This window comes from Streptosporangium sp. NPDC000396 (assembly GCF_042898655.1).
Lineage (GTDB): Bacteria > Actinomycetota > Actinomycetes > Streptosporangiales > Streptosporangiaceae > Streptosporangium.
Window position 1 is genome coordinate 348,358 of sequence record NZ_JBIAZA010000001.1, and the last position, 20,099, is coordinate 368,456.

At 69.5% G+C, this 20,099-nt stretch carries 16 protein-coding genes; 8 read left to right on the forward strand and 8 right to left on the reverse strand.

Features of this window, described 5'->3' with window-relative positions:
- Positions 1–161 precede the first annotated feature (161 nt).
- The 5 genes from carB to pyrR all read right to left on the reverse strand — a co-directional run bounded on the left by carB (position 162) and on the right by pyrR (position 7,652).
- Complete coding sequence (carB, locus tag ACFY2X_RS01545) at positions 162–3,497, reverse strand: carbamoyl-phosphate synthase large subunit (RefSeq protein ID WP_389930867.1); 3,336 nt, start codon at positions 3,495–3,497, stop codon at positions 162–164.
- Positions 3,490–4,761, reverse strand: a complete 1,272-nt coding sequence (carA, locus tag ACFY2X_RS01550; protein WP_389930870.1) for a glutamine-hydrolyzing carbamoyl-phosphate synthase small subunit — start codon at positions 4,759–4,761, stop codon at positions 3,490–3,492. Before carA ends, carB begins: the two co-directional genes overlap by 8 nt.
- A gap of 73 nt (positions 4,762–4,834) precedes the next feature.
- Positions 4,835–6,157, reverse strand: a complete 1,323-nt coding sequence (locus tag ACFY2X_RS01555) for a dihydroorotase (protein WP_389930872.1) — start codon at positions 6,155–6,157, stop codon at positions 4,835–4,837.
- Positions 6,157–7,086 carry an aspartate carbamoyltransferase catalytic subunit gene (locus tag ACFY2X_RS01560; protein ID WP_389930875.1) on the reverse strand — a complete coding sequence of 310 codons (930 nt, stop codon included), beginning with the start codon at positions 7,084–7,086 and terminating at the stop codon, positions 6,157–6,159. The genes ACFY2X_RS01555 and ACFY2X_RS01560 overlap by 1 nt, the downstream gene beginning before the upstream one ends.
- Positions 7,083–7,652, reverse strand: coding sequence for a bifunctional pyr operon transcriptional regulator/uracil phosphoribosyltransferase PyrR (gene pyrR / locus ACFY2X_RS01565; RefSeq protein WP_389930878.1), 570 nt, complete (start codon positions 7,650–7,652; stop codon positions 7,083–7,085). The genes ACFY2X_RS01560 and pyrR overlap by 4 nt, the downstream gene beginning before the upstream one ends.
- 592 nt (positions 7,653–8,244) lie before the next feature.
- Here pyrR and ACFY2X_RS01570 point away from each other — a divergent pair.
- The 6 genes from ACFY2X_RS01570 to ACFY2X_RS01595 all read left to right on the forward strand — a co-directional run bounded on the left by ACFY2X_RS01570 (position 8,245) and on the right by ACFY2X_RS01595 (position 15,100).
- Entirely contained in the window at positions 8,245–9,489 is a 1,245-nt protein-coding gene (locus tag ACFY2X_RS01570; RefSeq protein WP_389930881.1) for an arginine deiminase, read from the forward strand.
- A gap of 27 nt (positions 9,490–9,516) precedes the next feature.
- A complete protein-coding gene (gene argF, locus ACFY2X_RS01575; protein ID WP_389930884.1) occupies positions 9,517–10,521 on the forward strand; it encodes an ornithine carbamoyltransferase in 1,005 nt (334 codons plus the stop codon).
- Between the two features lie 128 nt (positions 10,522–10,649).
- A complete protein-coding gene (locus ACFY2X_RS01580) occupies positions 10,650–12,074 on the forward strand; it encodes an amino acid permease (RefSeq protein WP_389930887.1) in 1,425 nt (474 codons plus the stop codon).
- The gene (locus ACFY2X_RS01585; protein WP_389930890.1) at positions 12,071–12,952 is read left to right on the forward strand and encodes a universal stress protein; all 882 of its coding nucleotides are present in this window, start codon (positions 12,071–12,073) and stop codon (positions 12,950–12,952) included. The genes ACFY2X_RS01580 and ACFY2X_RS01585 overlap by 4 nt, the downstream gene beginning before the upstream one ends.
- Positions 12,953–13,250: 298 nt before the next feature.
- Positions 13,251–13,745, forward strand: a complete 495-nt coding sequence (locus tag ACFY2X_RS01590; protein ID WP_012889498.1) for a transcriptional regulator — start codon at positions 13,251–13,253, stop codon at positions 13,743–13,745.
- Between the two features lie 218 nt (positions 13,746–13,963).
- Entirely contained in the window at positions 13,964–15,100 is a 1,137-nt protein-coding gene (locus ACFY2X_RS01595; RefSeq protein WP_389930895.1) for a PP2C family protein-serine/threonine phosphatase, read from the forward strand.
- Between the two features lie 28 nt (positions 15,101–15,128).
- Here the strand turns inward: ACFY2X_RS01595 and ACFY2X_RS01600 are convergent, their stop codons facing one another.
- Positions 15,129–15,737, reverse strand: coding sequence for a TetR/AcrR family transcriptional regulator (locus ACFY2X_RS01600; protein WP_389930897.1), 609 nt, complete (start codon positions 15,735–15,737; stop codon positions 15,129–15,131).
- Positions 15,738–15,871: 134 nt separating this feature from the next.
- On the opposite strand from ACFY2X_RS01600, the gene ACFY2X_RS01605 reads away from it, so the two are divergent.
- Positions 15,872–16,732: an SDR family oxidoreductase gene (locus ACFY2X_RS01605; protein WP_389930900.1), complete on the forward strand. Its 861-nt coding sequence runs from the start codon at positions 15,872–15,874 to the stop codon at positions 16,730–16,732.
- Positions 16,733–16,780: 48 nt separating this feature from the next.
- Positions 16,781–18,451 carry a ribosomal protection-like ABC-F family protein gene (abc-f, locus tag ACFY2X_RS01610; protein ID WP_389930903.1) on the forward strand — a complete coding sequence of 557 codons (1,671 nt, stop codon included), beginning with the start codon at positions 16,781–16,783 and terminating at the stop codon, positions 18,449–18,451.
- A gap of 47 nt (positions 18,452–18,498) precedes the next feature.
- Here the strand turns inward: abc-f and ACFY2X_RS01615 are convergent, their stop codons facing one another.
- Both ACFY2X_RS01615 and ACFY2X_RS01620 read right to left on the reverse strand, forming a co-directional pair.
- On the reverse strand, positions 18,499–18,936 hold the full coding sequence (locus tag ACFY2X_RS01615) for an SAV_6107 family HEPN domain-containing protein (RefSeq protein ID WP_389930905.1): 438 nt from the start codon (positions 18,934–18,936) through the stop codon (positions 18,499–18,501).
- A gap of 322 nt (positions 18,937–19,258) precedes the next feature.
- Entirely contained in the window at positions 19,259–20,008 is a 750-nt protein-coding gene (locus tag ACFY2X_RS01620) for a L,D-transpeptidase family protein (protein ID WP_389930906.1), read from the reverse strand.
- Between the last annotated feature and the right edge of the window lie 91 nt (positions 20,009–20,099).

Genomic DNA, 20,099 nt, shown 5'->3' on the forward strand with positions numbered 1-20,099 from the left:
CTTAAGGCGTCAACCCCGCGGGCGCGCTGTCCCGGCGGACGCCTCCGGCTCCCTGCTCGCCACGCGGACGGCTCATCCCTCACCGGCCGCTTCGCTCACTCGTCCCCTCAACCGCACGTACCCATGGTCGCGCCCGGCTCCTCGCTCCCTACGCGGACGGCTCATCCCTCACCGGCCGCTTCGCTCACTCGTCCCCTCAACCGCTCCGCATGCTCCTGGAGCGACCGTACGCCGATGTCACCGCGGACGATCGCCTGGATGCCCTGTACGGCCGCGGCCAGGCCCTGGACGGTCGTGATGCAGGGGATGCCCCGCAGCACGGCCGCGGTGCGGATCTCGTAGCCGTCCAGCCGCGGCCCGGCCTGGCCGGGGCTGCCGAAGGGCGTGTTCACGATGAGATCCACCTCGCCGTCCAGAATGCGTCGGCCGATGGTCGGCTCGCCCTTGGGCCCCGGTCCATCGCTCTGCTTTCGCACGATCTTGGCATGGACGCCGTTGCGGCGCAGCACCTCGGCCGTGCCCTCTGTGGCCAGGATCTCGAAGCCGAGATCCGCGAGCGCCTTGACCGGGAAGACCATCGCGCGCTTGTCCCGGTTGGCCACCGAGACGAACGCCCGCCCCTTGACCGGCAGCGACCCGTAGGCGGCGGCCTGCGACTTGGCGTAGGCCGTACCGAAGAACTCGTCGATGCCCATGACCTCGCCGGTGGAGCGCATCTCCGGGCCCAGCACCGTGTCCACCGCGTCGTCCACGCTGCGTATGAACCGGTTGAACGGCAGCACCGCTTCCTTGACCGCGATCGGCGCGTCCAGCGGCAGGGTGCCGCCGTCGCCCTCGGCCGGAAGCATTCCCTCGGCGCGCAGCTCCGCCACCGTGGCGCCCATCATCACCCGGGCCGCCGCCTTGGCCAGCGGCACCGCCGTCGCCTTGGAGACGAACGGCACCGTACGGCTGGCACGCGGGTTGGCCTCCAGCACGTAGAGGATGTTGGCCGACATGGCGTACTGCACGTTGAGCAGGCCGCGCACGCCCACCCCTCGGGCGATGGCCTCGGTGGCGGTGCGGATGCGCTTGATGTCGTGGCTGCCGAGCGTCATCGGGGGCAGCGAGCACGCCGAGTCGCCGGAGTGGATGCCGGCCTCCTCGATGTGCTCCATCACGCCGCCGAGGTAGAGCTCCTCGCCGTCGAACAGGGCGTCCACGTCGATCTCGACGGCCTCGTCGAGGAACTTGTCCACCAGCACCGGATGGTCGCTGGCCGCGCCCGCCTTGGACATGTAGGTGATGAGCGTCTCGTCGTCGTAGACGATGGCCATGCCGGCGCCGCCGAGGACGTAGGAGGGCCGGACGAGGACCGGGTAGCCGATCTCCTCGGCGATCGCCAGGGCCTCGTCCACGGTCACCGCGGTGCCGTGCTTGGGCGCGGGAAGCCCCGCCTCGGCGAGGACCCGGCCGAACGCGCCCCGCTCCTCGGCGAGGTGGATCGACTCCGGCGAGGTGCCGACGATCGGGACCCCCGCGTCCTTGAGCGCCTGGGCCAGGCCGAGCGGGGTCTGGCCGCCGAGCTGGACGATGACGCCCGCGACCGGACCGGTCTGCTGCTCGGCGTGAACGACCTCCAGGACGTCCTCCAGGGTGAGCGGCTCGAAGTAGAGCCGGTCGGAGGTGTCGTAGTCGGTGGAGACCGTCTCCGGGTTGCAGTTGACCATGACGGTCTCGTAACCCGCCTTGGAGAGCTCGAAGGAGGCGTGCACGCACGCGTAGTCGAACTCGATGCCCTGGCCGATCCGGTTCGGCCCCGAGCCGAGGATGAGGACCTTGGGGCGCTCGCCGTACGGGACCTCGGTCTCCTCGTCATAGGTGGAGTAGAGGTAGGGCGTCTGGGCGGCGAACTCGGCGGCGCAGGTGTCCACGGTGTTGTAGACCGGCCGGACGCCGAGCGCGTGGCGCAGGTCGCGCACCCGGGGCTCGGTCATGCCGCGCAGTTCGGCGATCTGCACGTCGCTGAAGCCGTACCGCTTGGCCTTCGTCAGCACCTCGGCGGTGAGCTGGGGGGCCTCACGCAGCTCGGCGGCGACCTCGTCGATCGCGAACAGCTGGTCCAGGAACCACGGGTCCACCGCGGTGGCCTCGAAGAGCTCCTCGGCGGTGGCTCCGGCGCGGATGGCCTGCTGCATGGTGCGCAGGCGGCCGTCGTGCGGGACGCGGCAGGCCTCGAGCAGTTCGTTCTTGTCGCCCGGCTCCCCCGCCCAGGTGAAGGCGGCGCCCTTCTTCTCCAGCGAGCGCAGCGCCTTCTGCAGCGCCTCGGGGAAGGACCGGCCGATGGCCATGGCCTCGCCGACCGACTTCATGTGGGTCGTCAGGGTGTGGTCGGCTCCGGCGAACTTCTCGAAGGCGAAGCGCGGCACCTTGACCACGATGTAGTCGAGCGACGGCTCGAACGACGCCGGGGTCTCCCTGGTGATGTCGTTGGGGATCTCGTCCAGGGTGTAGCCGATGGCCAGCTTGGCGGCGATCTTCGCGATCGGGAACCCCGTGGCCTTGGAGGCGAGGGCGCTGGAGCGGGACACGCGCGGGTTCATCTCGATGACGACCATGCGGCCGGTGCGCGGGTCGACCGCGAACTGGATGTTGCAGCCGCCGGTGTCCACGCCGACCTCGCGGATGACCGCGATGGCGACGTCGCGCATGTTCTGGTATTCGCGGTCGGTGAGGGTCAGCGCGGGGGCCACGGTGACGCTGTCGCCGGTGTGCACGCCCATCGGGTCGAGGTTCTCGATGGAGCAGACGATGACGACGTTGTCGGCCTTGTCGCGCATGACCTCCAGCTCGTACTCCTTCCAGCCGAGGATCGACTCCTCCAGGAGCACCTCGGTGGTCGGCGAGGCGTCGAGGCCCGCTCCGGCGATGCGGCGCAGGTCGTCCTCGTCGTGGGCGAAACCGGAGCCGACGCCGCCCATGGTGAAGGAGGGCCGCACGACCAGCGGGTAGCCCAGCTCGCCCGCGGCGGCCAGGCATTCGTCCATGGTGTGGCAGACGAACGAGCGGGCCGACTCGGCGTTGAGGCCGTGCTCGGCGGCGACCTTGGCCACGATGTCCTTGAACAGCTCGCGGTTCTCGCCGGCCTGGATGGCGTCCACGTCGGCGCCGATCAGCTCGACGCCGTACTTCGCCAGGACCCCGGCCTCGTGCATGGCGATCGCGGTGTTGAGCGCGGTCTGGCCGCCGAGGGTGGGCAGCAGGGCGTCGGGACGCTCCTTGGCGATGATCTTCTCGACGATGTCCGGGGTGATCGGCTCGACGTAGGTGGCGTCGGCGAACTCGGGGTCCGTCATGATCGTCGCCGGGTTGCTGTTGACGAGGATCACGCGGAAGCCCTCGGCGCGCAGCACGCGGCAGGCCTGGGTGCCGGAGTAGTCGAACTCGCAGGCCTGTCCGATCACGATCGGCCCGGAGCCGATCACCATGACCGACTGGATATCCGTACGCTTAGGCACCGTCGTTCCCCCTCGTGCTCGTGCCCACGCTCTCTCGTCCCTTCGCCGATTCCGCGCCCATGGTCACGCTCGGCTCCTCGTTCGCTCCGCGGACGGCTGTCGTGCCGGAGGCGCGCCCGGCAAGAGGAGTCTCGCCGGCCACTGCGCTCACTCGTCCCCTCGCCGATTCCATCAGGGCGCAGAAATCGTCGAACAGGCCGGCGGAGTCGTGCGGGCCCGCCGCGGCCTCGGGGTGGTACTGAACGCTGAAGGCCGGCAGGTCGACCAGTCGCAGGCCCTCGACGCAGTCGTCGTTGAGGTTGACGTGGCTGACCTCCGCCGGGCCGTACGGCGTGTCGAAGCGCCCCTCCAGGGGGGCCTGTACGGCGAAGCCGTGGTTGTGCGCGGAGATCTCCACCTTGCCGGTCCGGCGGTCCTGGACCGGCTGGTTGACCCCGCGGTGACCGTAGCGCAGCTTGTAGGTGCCGAGCCCGAGGGCCCGGCCGAAGATCTGGTTGCCGAAGCAGATGCCGAAGAACGGCTTGCCCGCCGCCAGGATCCCGCGCAGCGCCTCGACCGGGCCGTCGGCGGTCGCCGGGTCACCGGGGCCGTTGGAGAAGAACACGCCGTCCGGGTTCAGCGCGAGGATGTCCTCGGCGGTGCTGAAGGCCGGCAGGACGTGCACCTCGCAGCCGCGCTCGGCCATCCGGTGCGGGGTCATCGCCTTGATCCCGAGATCCACGGCCGCCACGGTGAACCGCTTGCCGCCGATCGCCGGGATGACGTACGGCTCGGCGGCCGAGACCTGCTCGGCCAGGTCGGCCCCCTCCATCCGGGGGCTGCGCCGCACGCGCTCCAGGAGCTCCTCGACCGGGGCGAGGGCCTCGCCCGAGAAGACCCCGGCGCGCATGGCGCCGCGCTCGCGCAGGTGACGGGTGAGGGCGCGGGTGCCCGCGATGGCGATGCCGACGACGCCCTGCTCCTTGAGGTAGTCGTCGAGGGATCGGTTGGCGCGCCAGTTGGAGGAGACGCGCGCGGGCTCGCGGACCACGTAACCGGCGACCCAGACGCGCGAGGACTCGGGGTCCTCGTCGTTGACCCCGGTGTTGCCGATGTGCGGCGCGGTCATCGCGACGATCTGACGGTGGTACGAGGGGTCGGTGAGTGTCTCCTGGTAGCCGGTCATCCCGGTGTTGAAGACCATTTCGCCGAAGGTCTCGCCCTCGGCACCATAGGGGATCCCGTGGAAGACGCGACCGTCTTCCAGCACTAGCACAGCGGTCACTCGAACACCCCGATCATATCGGTCATTGCTCCGCAAAGTATGAAAAATCCGGCGCGCTGGAAGGGCGACGTCGTCACGCGAGCTTTCCGTCCAGGACGGTCGGCCTGCCGCGCAGGAAGGTGGCCACGACGCGACCGGGCAGGGTTCTGCCCTCGTACGGCGTGTTGCGGCTCTTGGAGGCGTAACCGGCCGGGTCCACCTCGGCGCGCACCGAGGCGTCGTAGAGGGTGATGTTGGCCGGGGCGCCGACCTCGATCGGCTGTCCGTGCCCCTGGAGGCGGCCGATCCTGGCCGGGGCGCAGGACATGCGCTCGGCGACGCCCGCCCAGTCGAGCAGCCCGGTGTCCACCATGGCCTCCTGCACCACCGACAGCGCCGTCTCCAGGCCGATCATGCCCATGGCCGCGGCGGCCCACTCGGTCTCCTTGTCCTCGACCGGGTGGGGGGCGTGGTCGGTGGCGACGCAGTCGATCGTGCCGTCGGCCAGGGCCGCGCGCAGCGCCTCGACGTCCGCGCGGGTGCGCAGCGGCGGGTTCACCTTGTAGATCGGGTTGTAGGAGCCCACCGGGGAGTCCTCGACGAGGTCGTCGGTGAGGAGCAGGTGGTGCGGGGTCACCTCGGCGGTGACGTCCCAGCCCTTCGACTTGGCCCAGCGGATGATCTCCACGGAGCCCGCGGTGGACACGTGGCAGATGTGCAGGCGGGAGCCGACGTGCGCGGCGAGGAGGCAGTCACGGGCGATGATCGCCTCTTCGGCGACCGCGGGCCAGCCGGTCAGGCCGAGCCTGCCGGAGACCGCGCCCTCGTTCATCTGCGCGTCCTTGGTCAGGCGCGGCTCCTGGGCGTGCTGGGCGACCACGCCGTCGAAGGCCTTGACGTACTCCAGCGCGCGGCGCATGAGCACCGCGTCGGAGACGCACTTGCCGTCGTCGGAGAAGACGCGGACCCGCGCGGCGGAGTCGGCCATCGCGCCGAGCTCGGCCAGCCGCTCACCCTCAAGGCCGACGGTGACGGCGCCGACCGGCCGCACGTCGCAGTGGCCGGCCTCCTGGCCGAGGCGCCAGACCTGCTCGACGACACCGGCGGTGTCGGCGACCGGGTCGGTGTTGGCCATGGCGTGCACGGCGGTGTAACCGCCCAGCGCGGCGGCGCGGGTGCCGCTGCCGACGGTCTCGGCGTCCTCGCGGCCGGGCTCGCGCAGGTGGGTGTGGAGGTCCACCAGGCCGGGCAGGGCGACGAGGCCCTGCGCGTCGACCGTCTGGTCGCCGCTCAGCCCCTGGCCCAGCTCGGCGACCACGCCGTCGCGGATGAGGATGTCGCACGGCTCGCCGCCGAGAATCCTCGCGCCCTTGATGACGACGGTGCCCTTGCCGGCGGTCGTGTCACGCTCGTTCATCAGATCTCTCCCCCGAGGTCGGCGCCGCCGAGCAGCAGGTACAGGACGGCCATGCGGGTGGTCACGCCATTGGCGACCTGCTCGACGATCGTCGAGCGTGACGAGTCGGCGACTTCCGCCGCGATCTCCATGCCCCGGTTCATCGGGCCGGGGTGCATCACGATGGCGTTGTCGTGCATCTTGGCGACGCGGTCGCGGTCGAGGCCGTAGCGGCGGCTGTATTCCCGCTCGGTGGGGAAGAAGGCGGCGTTCATCCGCTCGCGCTGCACGCGCAGCATCATCACCACGTCCGACTTGGGCAGCACGGCGTCGAGGTCGTAGGAGACCTCGCACGGCCAGGAGTCCACGTTCACCGGCAGCAGCGTCGGCGGGGCGACCAGGGTCACCTCGGCGCCGAGGGTGGCCAGCAGCAGCACGTTGGAGCGGGCCACCCGGCTGTGCAGCACGTCGCCGACGATGGTGATCTTCTTGCCGTCCAGCGGGCCGAGACGGCGGCGCATGGTGAAGGCGTCGAGCAGGGCCTGGGTGGGGTGCTCGTGAGTGCCGTCGCCGGCGTTGACGACGCTGCCGCGCACCCAGCCGGCCAGACGGTGCGGCGCACCGGAGGCGCCGTGCCTGATGACGACGGCGTCGGCGCCCATCGCCTCCAGGGTGAGCGCGGTGTCCTTGAGCGACTCGCCCTTGGAGACGCTGGAGCCCTTGGCGGAGAAGTTGATGACGTCGGCCGACAGGCGCTTGGCCGCGGCCTCGAAGGAGATCCGGGTCCGGGTGGAGTCTTCGAAGAAGAGGTTCACCACGGTACGGCCGCGCAGGGTCGGGAGCTTCTTGATGGATCGTTCCGAGATCTTCGCCAGCTCGTCGGCGGTGTCCAGGATGAGCAGGGCGTCGTCACGGCTCAGGTCTGCCGCCGAGATCAGGTGCCGCTTCACTTGTCGTCCTCCTTCAGGAGCAGGACCGCGTCGCGGCCGTCGTTCTCCTCCAGATAGACCCTGACGATCTCGGATTTGGAGGTCGGGAGATTCTTGCCCACGTAGTCGGCCCGGATGGGAAGCTCGCGGTGGCCGCGGTCGACCAGGGCGGCGAGCTGGACGGCCTGCGGACGGCCCAGGTCGTTGAGCGCGTCGAGCGCGGAGCGGACGGTGCGGCCGGAGTAGAGGACGTCGTCGACGAGGACGACGATCTTGCCGTCTATGCCGTCGGCCGGCAGCTCGGTGCGGCCCAGCGCGCGGGCGGGGCGCAGGCGGAGGTCGTCGCGGTACATCGTCACGTCGAGAGAGCCGACGGGCACCGAGCGGCCCTCGAACTGCCTGATGTGCTCGGCCAGACGACGGGCCAGGTGGACGCCCCGCGTGGGAATTCCCAGCAGAACGATGTCCTCGGCGCCCTTGGTGCGCTCAAGGATCTCGTGAGAGATGCGGATCAGCGCGCGATTGATGTCGGGTCCTTCGAGGACCGCGCGCGCGCCGTTGCGGGCATGCGGAACGGCATCAGCCAAAGAAAACACCACCTTTCCCGCCTCACAGGACGGGTCTTAAAGGAAGGCAACGCTCTCACGTTAGCAGCCGTGAGGCTCTTCGCAGAATCACCCCCTTGATCATCTAACATGCACAAAACATCAAATCTCCTGCTAGACAGCACTTTGACGCCTATATAGGCAGATTGATCGACAAACTTCCTTTACCACGGCCACGACGACGCGTCCCCCGCCGGACCGGCCGCCGCGGCCACGGCGGCCCCGGCCACCACGCCTTCCGCCACCACGCCTCCCGCCGTCGCGGGAACGGCTGCCCGGCCCCCTCCCGCCGAGCGCGCCCCGCCCTCAACAGAACCACGTCCACGCAGGTCACACGGGTTTTATCCGTTCACCCTTGGGGATCTCTTTTGATACCGCTCTTGAACTTGAGTGAGACGGGGATCTGCGCCGGGGGGCGCGGGCATGGAAACGGTCTTCACCGGCTTCCCGGTGCCGCTCGCGGGTATCCCGGTCTACATCCGGACCGCGGCGAGACACGGCGAGCGCGGCCCCGGAGGCGAGACCCCCACGGCGCCCTCCGGACGACCTCGCCGGCAACGACGAAGGGAAAGAGATGACCTTTCATGTCGATTCCGAGGTAGGCCGGCTCCACCGAGTCCTGCTGCACAAGCCCGACCTGGCCCTGAAGCGGCTCACCCCGTCGAACAAGGACGACTTCCTCTTCGACGACGTGCTGTGGGTGCAGCGCGCGCTGGAGGAGCACGAGCAGTTCCAGCAGGTGCTGCGCGACCGCGGCGTCACCGTCCACCTGCTGGCCGACCTGCTGCGCGAGACGATCGACATCCCCGAGGCGCGCAAGCACATCCTGGACGGCATCATCGACGAGCGATACTTCGGGCCGATGGCCATCGACGCCCTCCGTAACACGCTGGACGCGATGGACTCCAGCGAGCTCCAGCCGTACCTCACCGGCGGCATCACCAAACGCGAGCTGGTGGACAGGGGGACCGATCCCAAGAGCCTCGCCTTCCACACACTGGGTCCGGACGACTTCGTCCTGCCGCCGCTGCCCAACCACCTGTTCGCCCGCGACACCTCCTGCTGGATCTACGACGGCGTCTCCATCAACACCATGAAGAAGAAGGCCCGCCAGCGCGAGACCGTGAACTACGAGGCCATCTACCGCTACCACCCGATGTTCGCCTCCGGCTACGACAGGCCGGACCAGGGCGGCTACAACGTCTGGCTGCCGGGCATGGCCATCGCGCCGGCCACCATCGAGGGCGGCGACGTGCTCGCCATCGGCCGGGGTGCGGTGCTGGTCGGGATGAGCGAGCGCACCCAGCCGCAGGCGGTGGAGATGCTCGCGCGGAGCCTGTTCAGCAAGGGCTCAGCGAAGAAGATCGTCGCGCTGAACATGCCGAAGGCCCGGGCGTTCATGCATCTGGACACGGTGATGACGAACGTGGACGTCGGCGTGTTCACCAAGTACGCGGGCCTGGGCATGCTGCCCTCCTACACGGTCGAGCCCGGCGACACCGACAAGGAACTCAAAATCACCGACCATCCCCCGGAGGACATGCACAAGGCCATCGCCCGAGCCCTCGACCTGGACGACATCAAGATCCTCACCGCCACGCAGGACGTCTACGCCGCCGAACGCGAGCAGTGGGACGACGGCTGCAACGTGCTGGCCGTCGAACCCGGCGTCGTCATCGCCTACGAGCGCAACACCACCACCAACAACCACCTGCGCGACAACGGCATCGAGGTGATCACGACTCCGGGCAGCGAGCTGGGCCGCGGCCGTGGTGGCCCGCGCTGTATGAGCTGCCCGCTCGAACGCGAGGGCATCTGATCCGCGCGATCGTCACGGAGGACATCAATGGCACCCGACCTGCGCAACCGCAGCTTCCTCAGGGAGCTCGACCTCACTCCGGGCGAGTTCATGTTCCTGATCGAGCTGTCGGCCGACCTCAAGGCCGCCAAGTACGCCGGGAACGAGAGGCAGCGGCTCAGGGGCAAGAACATCGCCCTGATCTTCGAGAAGACCTCGACCCGCACCCGGTGCGCGTTCGAGGTCGGCGCCCACGACCAGGGGGCCCACGTCACCTACCTCGACCCCGGCGGCTCCCAGCTGGGCCACAAGGAATCGGTGAAGGACACCGCGCGGGTGCTGGGCCGGATGTTCGACGGCATCGAATACCGCGGAGGCGAGCAGGCCCGCGTCGAAGAGCTCGCCGCCCACTCCGGCGTGCCGGTCTGGAACGGCCTCACCGACCAGTGGCACCCGACACAGATGCTCGCCGACATGCTCACCATGCGGGAGCACGGCGGCAGGCCGTTGCGCGAGGTCTCCTACGCCTACCTCGGCGACGCCCGCAACAACATGGGCAACTCCCTGCTGGTCACCGGCGCGATGCTCGGCATGGACGTGCGGATCGTGGCGCCCGGGGACCTCTGGCCGGACGGGGAGACGGTCGTCAGGCCCGCCAGGGACCTCGCCGGGCGGACCGGCGCCAGGATCACCATCACCGACGACGTGGCCGATGGCGTCAAAGACGCCGACTTCCTCTACACCGACGTGTGGGTGTCCATGGGCGAGCCCGAGGAGGTGTGGGAGGAGCGCATCAAGCTGCTCATGCCGTACCAGGTCAACGCGGAGGTGGTGGAGGCCACCGGGAACCCGGGCGTGAAGTTCATGCACTGCCTGCCGGCGTTCCACAACCGGGAGACCGAAATCGGCGAGGAGCTGTTCCGCAAGACCGGCCACGAGGCGCTGGAGGTCACCGACGAGGTCTTCGAGTCGCCGCGCTCCATCGTCTTCGACCAGGCCGAGAACCGGCTCCACACCATCAAGGCCCTCATGGTCGCCACCCTGGGAGACTGACGCCGCCTGGCCGCCGGCCAGCACGCTCCGATCGAAGGTCCCGCCCGCTCCCGGTCGCGGGCAGGACCCGGTCAGCCCCCCGGCACAACGGATCATCACCACACAGACCCAGTCGAGGGGGACAACACATGGTTTCCGTGGTGCATCAACTGTTCCGCACCAAACCCGCTGAGGAGATCGTCGCCGAGGGCGGTCACGGCGTGGGCGGCGATCTGCGCCGGACTATGACCCTGTGGCAGCTCACCCTTTTCAGCGTCGGCGCCACGCTCGGCACCGGCATCTTCGTCATCCTGGGCCAGGCCGTCCCCAAGGCGGGCCCGGCGGTGGTGGCCGCGTTCCTGCTGGCGGCGCTCACGGCCCTGTTCTCGGCCCTGTCCTACGCCGAACTGGCCGGCACGATCCCGGTCTCCGGCTCGTCCTACTCCTACGCCTACGCGACGCTGGGCGAGCTCGTGGCCTGGGTGTGCGGCTGGTGCCTGATGCTGGAGTACGCCGTCTCCGTGGCGGCGGTCGCCGTCGGCTGGGGCGAGTACCTCAACCACTTCCTGCACGACCTGTTCGGCTGGACGCTGCCGGCGGCCATCATCCACTCCCCCGGCGACCAGGGCGGCGTGATCAACCTCACCGCGATCCTGATCGTCGTGCTGGCCACCTGGCTGCTGCTGCGGGGCGCCTCCGAGAGCGCCACCGCCAACGCGATCTTCGTGATGATCAAGATCGTGGTGCTGCTGTTCTTCTGCGTCGTCGCCTTCACCGCGTTCAACGCGGGCAACCTGACCCCGTTCGCCCCGCTGGGCGTCGCCGGCATCACCGCGGCCGCCTCGCAGGTGTTCTTCTCCTACATCGGCTTCGACGCGGCCTCCACCGCCGGCGAGGAGGCCAAGAACCCCAGGCGGGACCTCCCCCTGGCGATCATCCTGTCCCTCGGCATCGTCACCGTCCTCTACGTGCTCGTGGCGCTGGCCGCCGTGGGAGCCATGCCGTGGCAGGAGTTCGACCCGGAGAGGACCGAGGCCAGCCTCGCGATAATCGCCAACCGGGCCCTCGGCTCCACCTGGCCGGGCCTCATCATCTCCTTCGGCGCGGCCATCGCCATCGCCAGCGTGGTCCTCACCGTGCTGTACGGCCAGACCCGCATCCTGTTCGCGATGGCACGGGACGGCCTCATCCCGAAGATCTTCGAGAAGGTCGACCCGCGCCGCCAGGTCCCGGTGGCCAACACGCTCATCGTGTCCGTGTTCGTCTCCCTGCTCGCCGGTTTCATCCAGCTCGGCCAGCTCGCCGAGGCCACCAGCATCGGCACCCTGTTCGCCTTCGCCATCGTCAACCTCGGCGTGCTCGTGCTGCGCTACACCAAGCCCGACCTGCCGCGCAGCTTCAGGACACCGCTCTTCCCGATCACTCCGATCCTCGGCGTGATCTTCTGCGTCATCGTGATGCTCGGACTGGCCGGGATCACCTGGCTGGCCTTCATCCTCTGGTTGCTGGTCGGCCTGCTCGCCTACTTCCTGTACGGCTTTCGCCATTCCCGCCTCCACCGGAGAGTCCCATGAAGATCGAGCATGTTCTCGTCGGGTTCATCCCCGAGCCGCGCGGTAAGGACGCGCTGACGCTGGCCGCGACGGCGGCCAGGCAGGCCGGGGCCCGGCTGACGGTGGCCTACGTGCACGTGCCCGCCTGGACCACGCCGGGCCCCGGCAAGATCGACGCCGAGTGGCAGGCCTATGTGCTCGAACAGAGCGACCGGGCGCTCAACCAGGCACGGCGGCTGCTGGCGGACGTGCAGGACGTGCCGATCGACTACGTCACGAGCGGCAACCGGGGCAGCGGGCGCGGCCTGGCCCAGCTCGCCGTCAAGGCCAAGGCCGACGTGGTGGTCATCGGCTCGGCCCCCGGAGGCGGCCGGGGCCGCATCAGCCTCGGCAGCACGGCCGACCAGCTCCTGCACGCCTCCCCCGTGCCCGTCGTCCTCGTCCCCAAGGGATATGCCGACGAGCACCCGTTCAGGATCCAGCAGCTGATCGTGACCTACCGGCGTGATCCCGCCTCCGACGACGCGGTGAAGCAGTCCGCCGCGCTCGCCGCGCAAACGGGCGTGCCGCTGCGCCTGATCACCCTGGTCGTGAGCGGCGGGCGGGGGGCGAAGATGGCGGAGGAGATGCTCGACCGGCTGCGCGAGAAGGTCGCGGCCGACCTGGAGGTCGCCGCACGCGGGCACGGGCGCGTCCAGGTGGAGATGGAGGTTCTGGAGGGCAAGGACGTGGCCAGGGCGCTCGGCGGCGCCGACTGCGAGGGCGCGCTGTTGATCTGCGCTTCCAGCGAAACCGGGCCTCTGCGCCGGGTTTTCCTCGGCGACACCTCGCTGAAGATCATACGCTCAGCATCATGCCCGGTGATGATGTTGCCCAGAAACCCGGCAAAGAAGCCGTAATCACGCAGCAAAGCATGAGAAATCATGACGATTCACCGCGCATGGCGGGACAAGTGCGGCGTTTGAGGCGGACCACATCGGATCGGATTCGGCATCTTTTTTCCAATCAGCTTGACCTTAGGCGCCCACAGCTTTACCGTCACTGTCCGTAACCACACCTCGCGGCGTTATCGGGTAAACCCTGACGCTCCGGTCACCGAAGGTGCTACCCCAGGCACCAACCCGGTGGTTGGGGCATAAGTTGCGAGGGAGCACAATCAAGTAAAAGCAGTGCATTAGAGAGCCGGGGGGCCACACGATGCCGTCTGAGTACGCCAAGTCGCTGGGTGCAAGACTCCGCGCCATTCGCACCCAGCAGGGCCTGTCCCTGCATGGAGTCGAAGAGAAGTCCCGTGGACGGTGGAAGGCGGTTGTCGTCGGGTCCTACGAGCGTGGGGACCGCGCCGTCACGGTGCAGAAGCTTGCCGAGCTGGCCGATTTCTACGGGGTGCCGGTCTCGGAGTTGCTGCCGGGTGGGGCGGCGCCGAGCCCGCTTGGCCCGACGCCGAAGCTTGTGATCGACCTTGAGCGTCTTGCCCAGCTTCCCAAGGAGAAGGCAGGCGCGCTCGCCCGCTACGCGGCCACCATCCAGAGCCAGCGTGGCGACTACAACGGCAAGGTGCTGTCCATCCGCCAGGAGGACCTCCGTTCCCTTGCCGTGATCTATGACAAGTCCCCCACCGAGCTCACCGAGGAGCTCATCAACTGGGGCGTCCTTGACCCGGAGGCGCGTCGCGCCGTCGAGTCCTTCTGACAACCTGTCCGGTCACGGGTGCGCCGGCCGCCTCGGCGCACCCGTCCGCCGAAAACTTGCCGTCTCGTTAGAACATCGCCCGCATCTCGCCACGAATGACCATCGCTGTGGTAGGAAAAGGCAAACATGGCATTTAACGAGATGTGGTGGACATGGCAGGGGGAGAGGCTCGGCACGATCACCCTCAATCGCGTCCGAAAAATCGTCTCGACGCCGTCATGGCGTCGCTGGGGTCGACCAAGACCCGCGCCTTCCTGAGACTGCTGACCTCCGTCGGATCCAGCGGGACCCAGGACACCCTGAAACTCCTGCCCTTCATCGTCATGGGCGTGGTGGCCCTGATCGACTTCGGCTCCGGCCCGACGTCAGGCCTTCTTCCCCTGCTCGCCCTGGGCCCGGCCTTCGCCAGCGTGGCCTGCGGCCTGGGCAGGACGACGGTGATCGGCGTCGTCGCCCTGGCGCTGTGCGTCGCGCTCGGCGTCTACAACGACATCCTCTGGACACCTCGCACCAACATCACCATGCTCGCCATCCTCGGCGTCACCGTGGCCAGCGTGCTGGCCAGCGCCGGACGGCTCCGCCACGAGCGGCAGCTCGCCGACGTCCGCTCGGTGGCCGAGGCCGCCCAGAGAGTGCTGCTGCGTCCGGTGCCGCGCCGTGCCGGACCGGGAATCGGCGTGGCCGTCTCCTACACCTCGGCCACCGCCGAGGCCCGGATCGGCGGCGACCTGTATGAGGTGGTCACCACCCCGCACGGGGTCCGGGTCATCGTGGGAGACGTCCAGGGAAAGGGCCTGGAGGCCGTGGAGACCGCCGCGGTGGTGCTCGGGGCCTTCCGGGAGGCGGCCCACGACGAGGCCAAGCTGCAGGGCGTGGTGGCCCGGCTGGAGAACGCCCTGACCCGGGAGCTGTCCGGCGAGCAGTTCGTCACGGCCATTCTCGCCGAGATCACCGGCGGTGCCTCCATCACCGTCATCAACTGCGGTCACCCGTCGCCCATGGTGCTCGCCGCCGACGGCAAGCGCTGGTTCGCCGATCCTCCGGACGAGGCGCTTCCCCTGGGGATGGGCTCGCTGAAGGCCAACGAGCCGGTGCCGCACCAGGTCCCGTTCGCGCCGGGCGACCAGGTCCTCTTCTACACCGACGGGGTCATCGAGGCACGCAACGGAACGGGGCAGTTCTATCCGCTGCCCGCCAGGGCGCATCTGCTGAACGGCGCCGATCCGCAGCTCGCGCTGGACGCCCTCCGCGCCGACCTGCTCCGGCACGTGGGCCGCCCACTGGGCGACGACGCCGCCATGCTCCTGCTCCGCCACCGCGCCGCCCACCAGGCGACCCCCTCCGCCGCCGCCTAGGCTCTGCCCTCGGTCTTCTCACCGAGCCTCACGGGCGCGGGCGCAGTCCGTTGAGGGCGGTCTCGACGACGCTGTCGGCGTATTCGGGAGTGAGCGGTCCGCTGCGCTGCAGCCATCGGTTGAACAGCGGGCCCCACACCATCTCCACGGCCACGTCGAGATCGAGGTCCTCCGCCAGTTGCCCGGCTTGCTGGGCATCGCGCAGCCGCCGCTTCTTGAGCTCCTTCATCGGCCCGTCCAGCCGCTCGGCGTAGGCGGCGGCCAGTTCCGGGTCGTGCGCGATCTCGGTGGCGAGCGCGCGCATCGGCTCGTCGTAGCGCGGATCGTTCAGCTCCGCGACCGTGGCGCGCAGGACCACCTTCAGGTCGGCCTCCAGGTCGCCGGTGTCGGGCAGGCCGGCGTCGCCGGCCGGCCCCTCGCTCAACATGAGGAAGGCGTCGAAGAGCACCGTGCCTTTCGAGGGCCACCAGCGGTAGATCGTCTGCTTGCCGACGCCGGCCCGCGCGGCGATGCCCTCGATGCTCAGCTTGGCGTATCCGACCTCCTGGACCAGGTCGAACGCCGCGGTGAGGATGGCCCGCCGGGAGGCGTCGCTGCGGCGGGCCGCGTTGGGGGAGGTCTTGCGCTGCGTCGTCATGCCGCCAATCTAACAAGAACTAGACGAGACGGATCGTCTTGACGTGTTGAAGCAGACCGCATACAGTCGCCATCACAAATCGAGACGAACCGTCTCGCCTCGCCTGACTTCCGCCGAACGAACGGAGATCGCGTATGCGCACCCCGGCCACCACCTCCCCTCGCACCTGGTTCATCACCGGGGCCAGCCGCGGCCTGGGCCGCGCGTTCGCCCTGGCCGCGCTGGAACGCGGCGACCGGGTGGTCGCCGCCGCCCGCGGCATCACCCGGAAGGACTTCGACGACCGATACGGGGACCGGCTGCTGACCCTGACCCTGGACGTGACCGACCGTGCCGCGGTGTTCGCCGCCGTGTCCACCGCCGTCGAGCGCTTCGGCCGGCTCGACATCGTGGTCAACAACGCCGGAACCATGTCCTCGGGCATGATCGAGGAGTTCACCGAGGCCGAGGCCCGCGCCCAGATGGAGGTCAACCTCTTCGGGGCGATGTGGGTCTGCCAGGCCGTGCTACCGCATCTTCGGGCCCAGGGCTCGGGTCACATCGTGCAGATCTCCAGCATCGGCGCCCTCGGCGCTTTTCCGACCACCGGGATGTACAGCGCGAGCAAGTTCGCACTGGAGGGCATGAGCGAGGCGCTGGCGATGGAGGCCGCGCAGTTCGGAGTCAAGCTCACCATCGTCCAGCCCGGCGGCTACTGGACCGATCTGTACACCAGCATGACCTCGACCGTGCCGCTGGAACCGTACGGTCCCCTGCGCGCGGAGATGGAGCAGCAGTGGGCCGAGGGATCGATCGACAGCGAGCCGCGCCTGGCCGCCGAGGCGCTGCTGAAACTGGTCGACAGCGATGACCCGCCGCTGCGGCTGCTGCTCGGCAGCATGGTCTATGACCTGGCCTTCGACATCTCACGCCGGCGGATGGACACCTGGGCCGGCTGGGAGCAGGTCAGCCGCGCCGCCGAACACGCCGTGCCCGCCCCCGGAAGCGCCGGCTGACCCGCCCGGCACCTTCCACCGATCCCGCCGAAAATCAGGAGGACGCCTATGCGCATTGCCCATCCCGCACCCGATGCCCAGCTCGTCATGTCCGGGGTCACCAAACGGTATGACGACAAGGTCGTCCTGGACCAGGTCTGGCTCACCGTCAAGCCCGGCGAGAAGGTCGGCGTGATCGGCGACAACGGTTCCGGCAAGTCCACCCTGCTGCGCCTGCTGGCAGGACGGGAACGACCCGACGACGGCTCCCTCACCGTCGCGGCGCCCGGCGGCGTCGGATACCTGGCTCAGACCCTGGGTCTGCCCGGCACCGCCGTCGTCGGTGACGCCGTCGACCTCGCGCTCGCCGACCTGCGGGACCTCGAACGCCGGATACGGCAGGCCGAGGCCGGCCTGGGCGAGGCCACACCCGCCGAACTGGCCGCCTACGGCGAACTCCTCGCCCGGTTCGAGGCCCGCGGCGGCTACCAGGCCGACGCCCAGGTCGAGATCACGCTGAACGCGCTCGGCCAGCCGCCCCTGGATCGGAACCGCCCGCTCGGCACGCTGTCCGGCGGGCAGCGCTCCCGGCTCACGCTGGCCGCCACCCTGGCCGCGGCCCCGGAGCTGCTGCTCCTGGACGAGCCCACCAACGATCTCGACGATCACGCCGTCGCCTGGCTGGAGAACCACCTGCGCCGGCATCGGGGAACCGTGATGGCGGTTTCCCATGACCGGTTGTTCCTGGACCGGATCACCTCCGCCATCGTGGAGGTCGACCACGATCTGCGCACCGTGCGCCGTTACGGCAACGGCTACGCCGGGTTCGTGACGGCCAAGGCGGCTGCCAGGGCCCGCTGGGAACGCGAACACAAGGACTGGCTCGCCGAGATGGCCCGGCAGGCGGCAGTGGCCGAGTCCAACGCCGGGCGGCTGGCCGCCATCCCGCGCAAGGCTCCGGCCGCCTTCAGCGGCGCGGGCGCGTTCCGTGCCAGGTCACGGGCACACGGGGCGATGAGCCGAATCCGCGGCGCCCGCGAGCGGCTGCGACGGCTCACCCTGAACCCCGTCCCGCCGCCTCCCCGTCCCCTTCGGTTCACCTCGCGCGTCACGACCACCGGGAGCGGAGTCGGCGGCCCGGTCGCGGAGCTGTCCGGCCTGCGGGTCCACGGACGCCTGTACGTCGAGTCACTGCGCATCGAACCGGGCGCACGGCTGCTGGTCACCGGTCCCAACGGAGCCGGCAAGACCACGCTCCTTCAGGTCCTGTCCGGCGAGCTCGCTCCCGACGCCGGCACGGTGCGCCGGATGGCACGCGTGGGCCACTTGCGTCAGCAGGACGGCGCGGCGTACGGCGAGGGCACGGTCTTGGAGGCGTTCGCGGCCGGGCGGCCGGGAAGCCCTGCCGAACACGCCGATGCGCTGCTCACGCTGGGGCTGTTCCGCGCCGCCGATCTCGCCATGCCGATGAGGGCGCTCTCCCCCGGCCTGCGGCGCAGGCTCGAACTCGCCCGCCTGGTCAGCGAACCGGTCGATCTGCTGCTTCTCGACGAACCCACCAACCACCTGTCCCCGGCCCTGGTGGACGATCTGGAGCGCGCCCTGACCGAATATGAGGGCGCCCTCGTCATCGTCACCCACGACCGGCGCATGCGGGCCGCCTTCACCGGCTCACACCTGGAGCTCGAGGCCGGGGCGGTGACCGGGTCACAGACCCTGGCCGCGACCACGCCCGGATGACCGCGGCAGGCAGAAAATCGGACGATGCAAAAGATCCGGGGAGGGACCTAACCGGCGAGGGGGACGTGGCCCGGCAGCTTGCGCTGGGTGGGCACGCCGAGCAGGTTCTCCACCGTGGTGACGAAGCGCTCGGCCTCGGAGATCAGCTCTTCGGCGTCGCGCGCCGACACCATGCGCGTCAGCCCGGCCTCGGCCGAGGCTCGTTTGGTCGCGCTGACCTCGAAGTAGGGAGCCCAGTCGGCCAGCCGGGGCTCGGCCTCGGGCAGCAGCTCCCAGGCGCTGCGCAGCCGGCGCCTGCGGCCGTCCATGGGGCGTGGCCGGGCGGCCAGGACGGCGGCGGCCGCCTTGAGCGCGGCCAGGTGGGCGGCGACGTAACGGGTGGCGGGGGTTTGGGCGGCGGCCGCCTCTTCCAGGCAGTCGCGCGCATCGGTCAGATGCGCGTGCACCGTGGACGACAACCGGGGCCCGCCGGGCCGAGGGGTCATGCGCTTCAGCCTCCTTGGTCGCAAGCGGCTCCCGGCGAGTCGGCCGGTGAGGTCAACACTCGCAGACCCCACCGACAAATCCGCCGGGTGGCCGGACGAGGAGCTTCCCCTCTCCCCGTCCGCCCCGACCTGGTCCGTGCCGTCACCGACGGCACGAGCCGGATCGACCACCCTGGACGCGAGCCGCGAGTCCCACGTCATTGCATCGAACATAAATTCGATCACTGATAGTGTCAAGTAAAAGCGCGAACAAAAGTTCGACCGCTCCGTGGACGCGAAAGCCCCGGGAGACCAGAGGGTCTCCCGGGGCTCTCACCTGCGACTATCGGACGAACTTGCCCCGGACGTGGACCGGCACCCCCGTGCCGAGCAGATCCGGGAGGATCCCCGCCACGTGCATCGGCAGTCGCACGCAGCCGTGCGAGGCCGGGGCAAGCGGCACCGACAGCGCGCCGTGGAAGGCGATGCCGCCGTTGAAGAAGATCGGGTTGTAGAGCTGGCCCAGGTAGGACTTGTGCCATCCGCTCCTGCGCCAGGTCGTCTTGTAGTCGCCCGTCGGCGTGCGGGCGTTGCCGCAGAACCGCTGGGTCTTACCGTTCCAGGTGGCCGTCTCGCAGTACGGGATCCCGCTGCCGGAGGAGATGTGGCTGATCAGCTTCACCTGGCCTCCGACGTAGAGGACCATCACCTGCTTGGTGAGGTCCACCTCGACCCGGGTCGGCTTGCCGTTCGGCACGAGCACCTTCGGGTTCCGCGGAGCCTCCAGCGCGCTCCACGTCCTGCTCGCCACGGTGCTGGTCGGCGAGATGCCGTTGACCTTCTGGAAGGCCCAGAGCGCGGCCTGGGTCGCGCCGCCGTACTGACTGTCGATCTTGCCGGGTGCGTAGCCGAGCTCCTTCAACCGGTTCTGGAGCACCTTGACCTCGGTGCCCTTGGCACCGAGCCTGAGCGTCTTGCCCGGCGCGGCGAACGCGGGCGCCGCTGCCTGCGCCGCGACGGCCGGAGCCGCCGGGGTGGTGGCCTGAGCGTTCGCGGCACCGGCGGAAGAGAGGAGCACGACACCCGCCGTCATAAACGCAGCCACTCCTAGCTGCCGTCCAACCCCCACCTAAAATCATCCCTTCGTATCACCAATGCTCGGAACAAGGGACCATAGCGCACTG

Excerpts from the sequence above, each read along its gene's own strand:
- ACFY2X_RS01555 (WP_389930872.1), bottom strand. The coding sequence starts at position 6,157 with ATGAACGAGCGTGACACGACCGCCGGCAAGGGCACCGTCGTCATCAAG.
- ACFY2X_RS01570 (WP_389930881.1), top strand. The coding sequence starts at position 8,245 with ATGACCTTTCATGTCGATTCCGAGGTAGGCCGGCTCCACCGAGTCCTG.
- argF (WP_389930884.1), top strand. The coding sequence starts at position 9,517 with ATGGCACCCGACCTGCGCAACCGCAGCTTCCTCAGGGAGCTCGACCTC.
- ACFY2X_RS01580 (WP_389930887.1), top strand. The coding sequence starts at position 10,650 with ATGGTTTCCGTGGTGCATCAACTGTTCCGCACCAAACCCGCTGAGGAG.
- ACFY2X_RS01585 (WP_389930890.1), top strand. The coding sequence starts at position 12,071 with ATGAAGATCGAGCATGTTCTCGTCGGGTTCATCCCCGAGCCGCGCGGT.
- ACFY2X_RS01590 (WP_012889498.1), top strand. The coding sequence starts at position 13,251 with ATGCCGTCTGAGTACGCCAAGTCGCTGGGTGCAAGACTCCGCGCCATT.
- ACFY2X_RS01595 (WP_389930895.1), top strand. The coding sequence starts at position 13,964 with ATGGCGTCGCTGGGGTCGACCAAGACCCGCGCCTTCCTGAGACTGCTG.
- ACFY2X_RS01600 (WP_389930897.1), bottom strand. The coding sequence starts at position 15,737 with ATGACGACGCAGCGCAAGACCTCCCCCAACGCGGCCCGCCGCAGCGAC.
- ACFY2X_RS01605 (WP_389930900.1), top strand. The coding sequence starts at position 15,872 with ATGCGCACCCCGGCCACCACCTCCCCTCGCACCTGGTTCATCACCGGG.
- abc-f (WP_389930903.1), top strand. The coding sequence starts at position 16,781 with ATGCGCATTGCCCATCCCGCACCCGATGCCCAGCTCGTCATGTCCGGG.
- ACFY2X_RS01615 (WP_389930905.1), bottom strand. The coding sequence starts at position 18,936 with ATGACCCCTCGGCCCGGCGGGCCCCGGTTGTCGTCCACGGTGCACGCG.
- ACFY2X_RS01620 (WP_389930906.1), bottom strand. The coding sequence starts at position 20,008 with ATGACGGCGGGTGTCGTGCTCCTCTCTTCCGCCGGTGCCGCGAACGCT.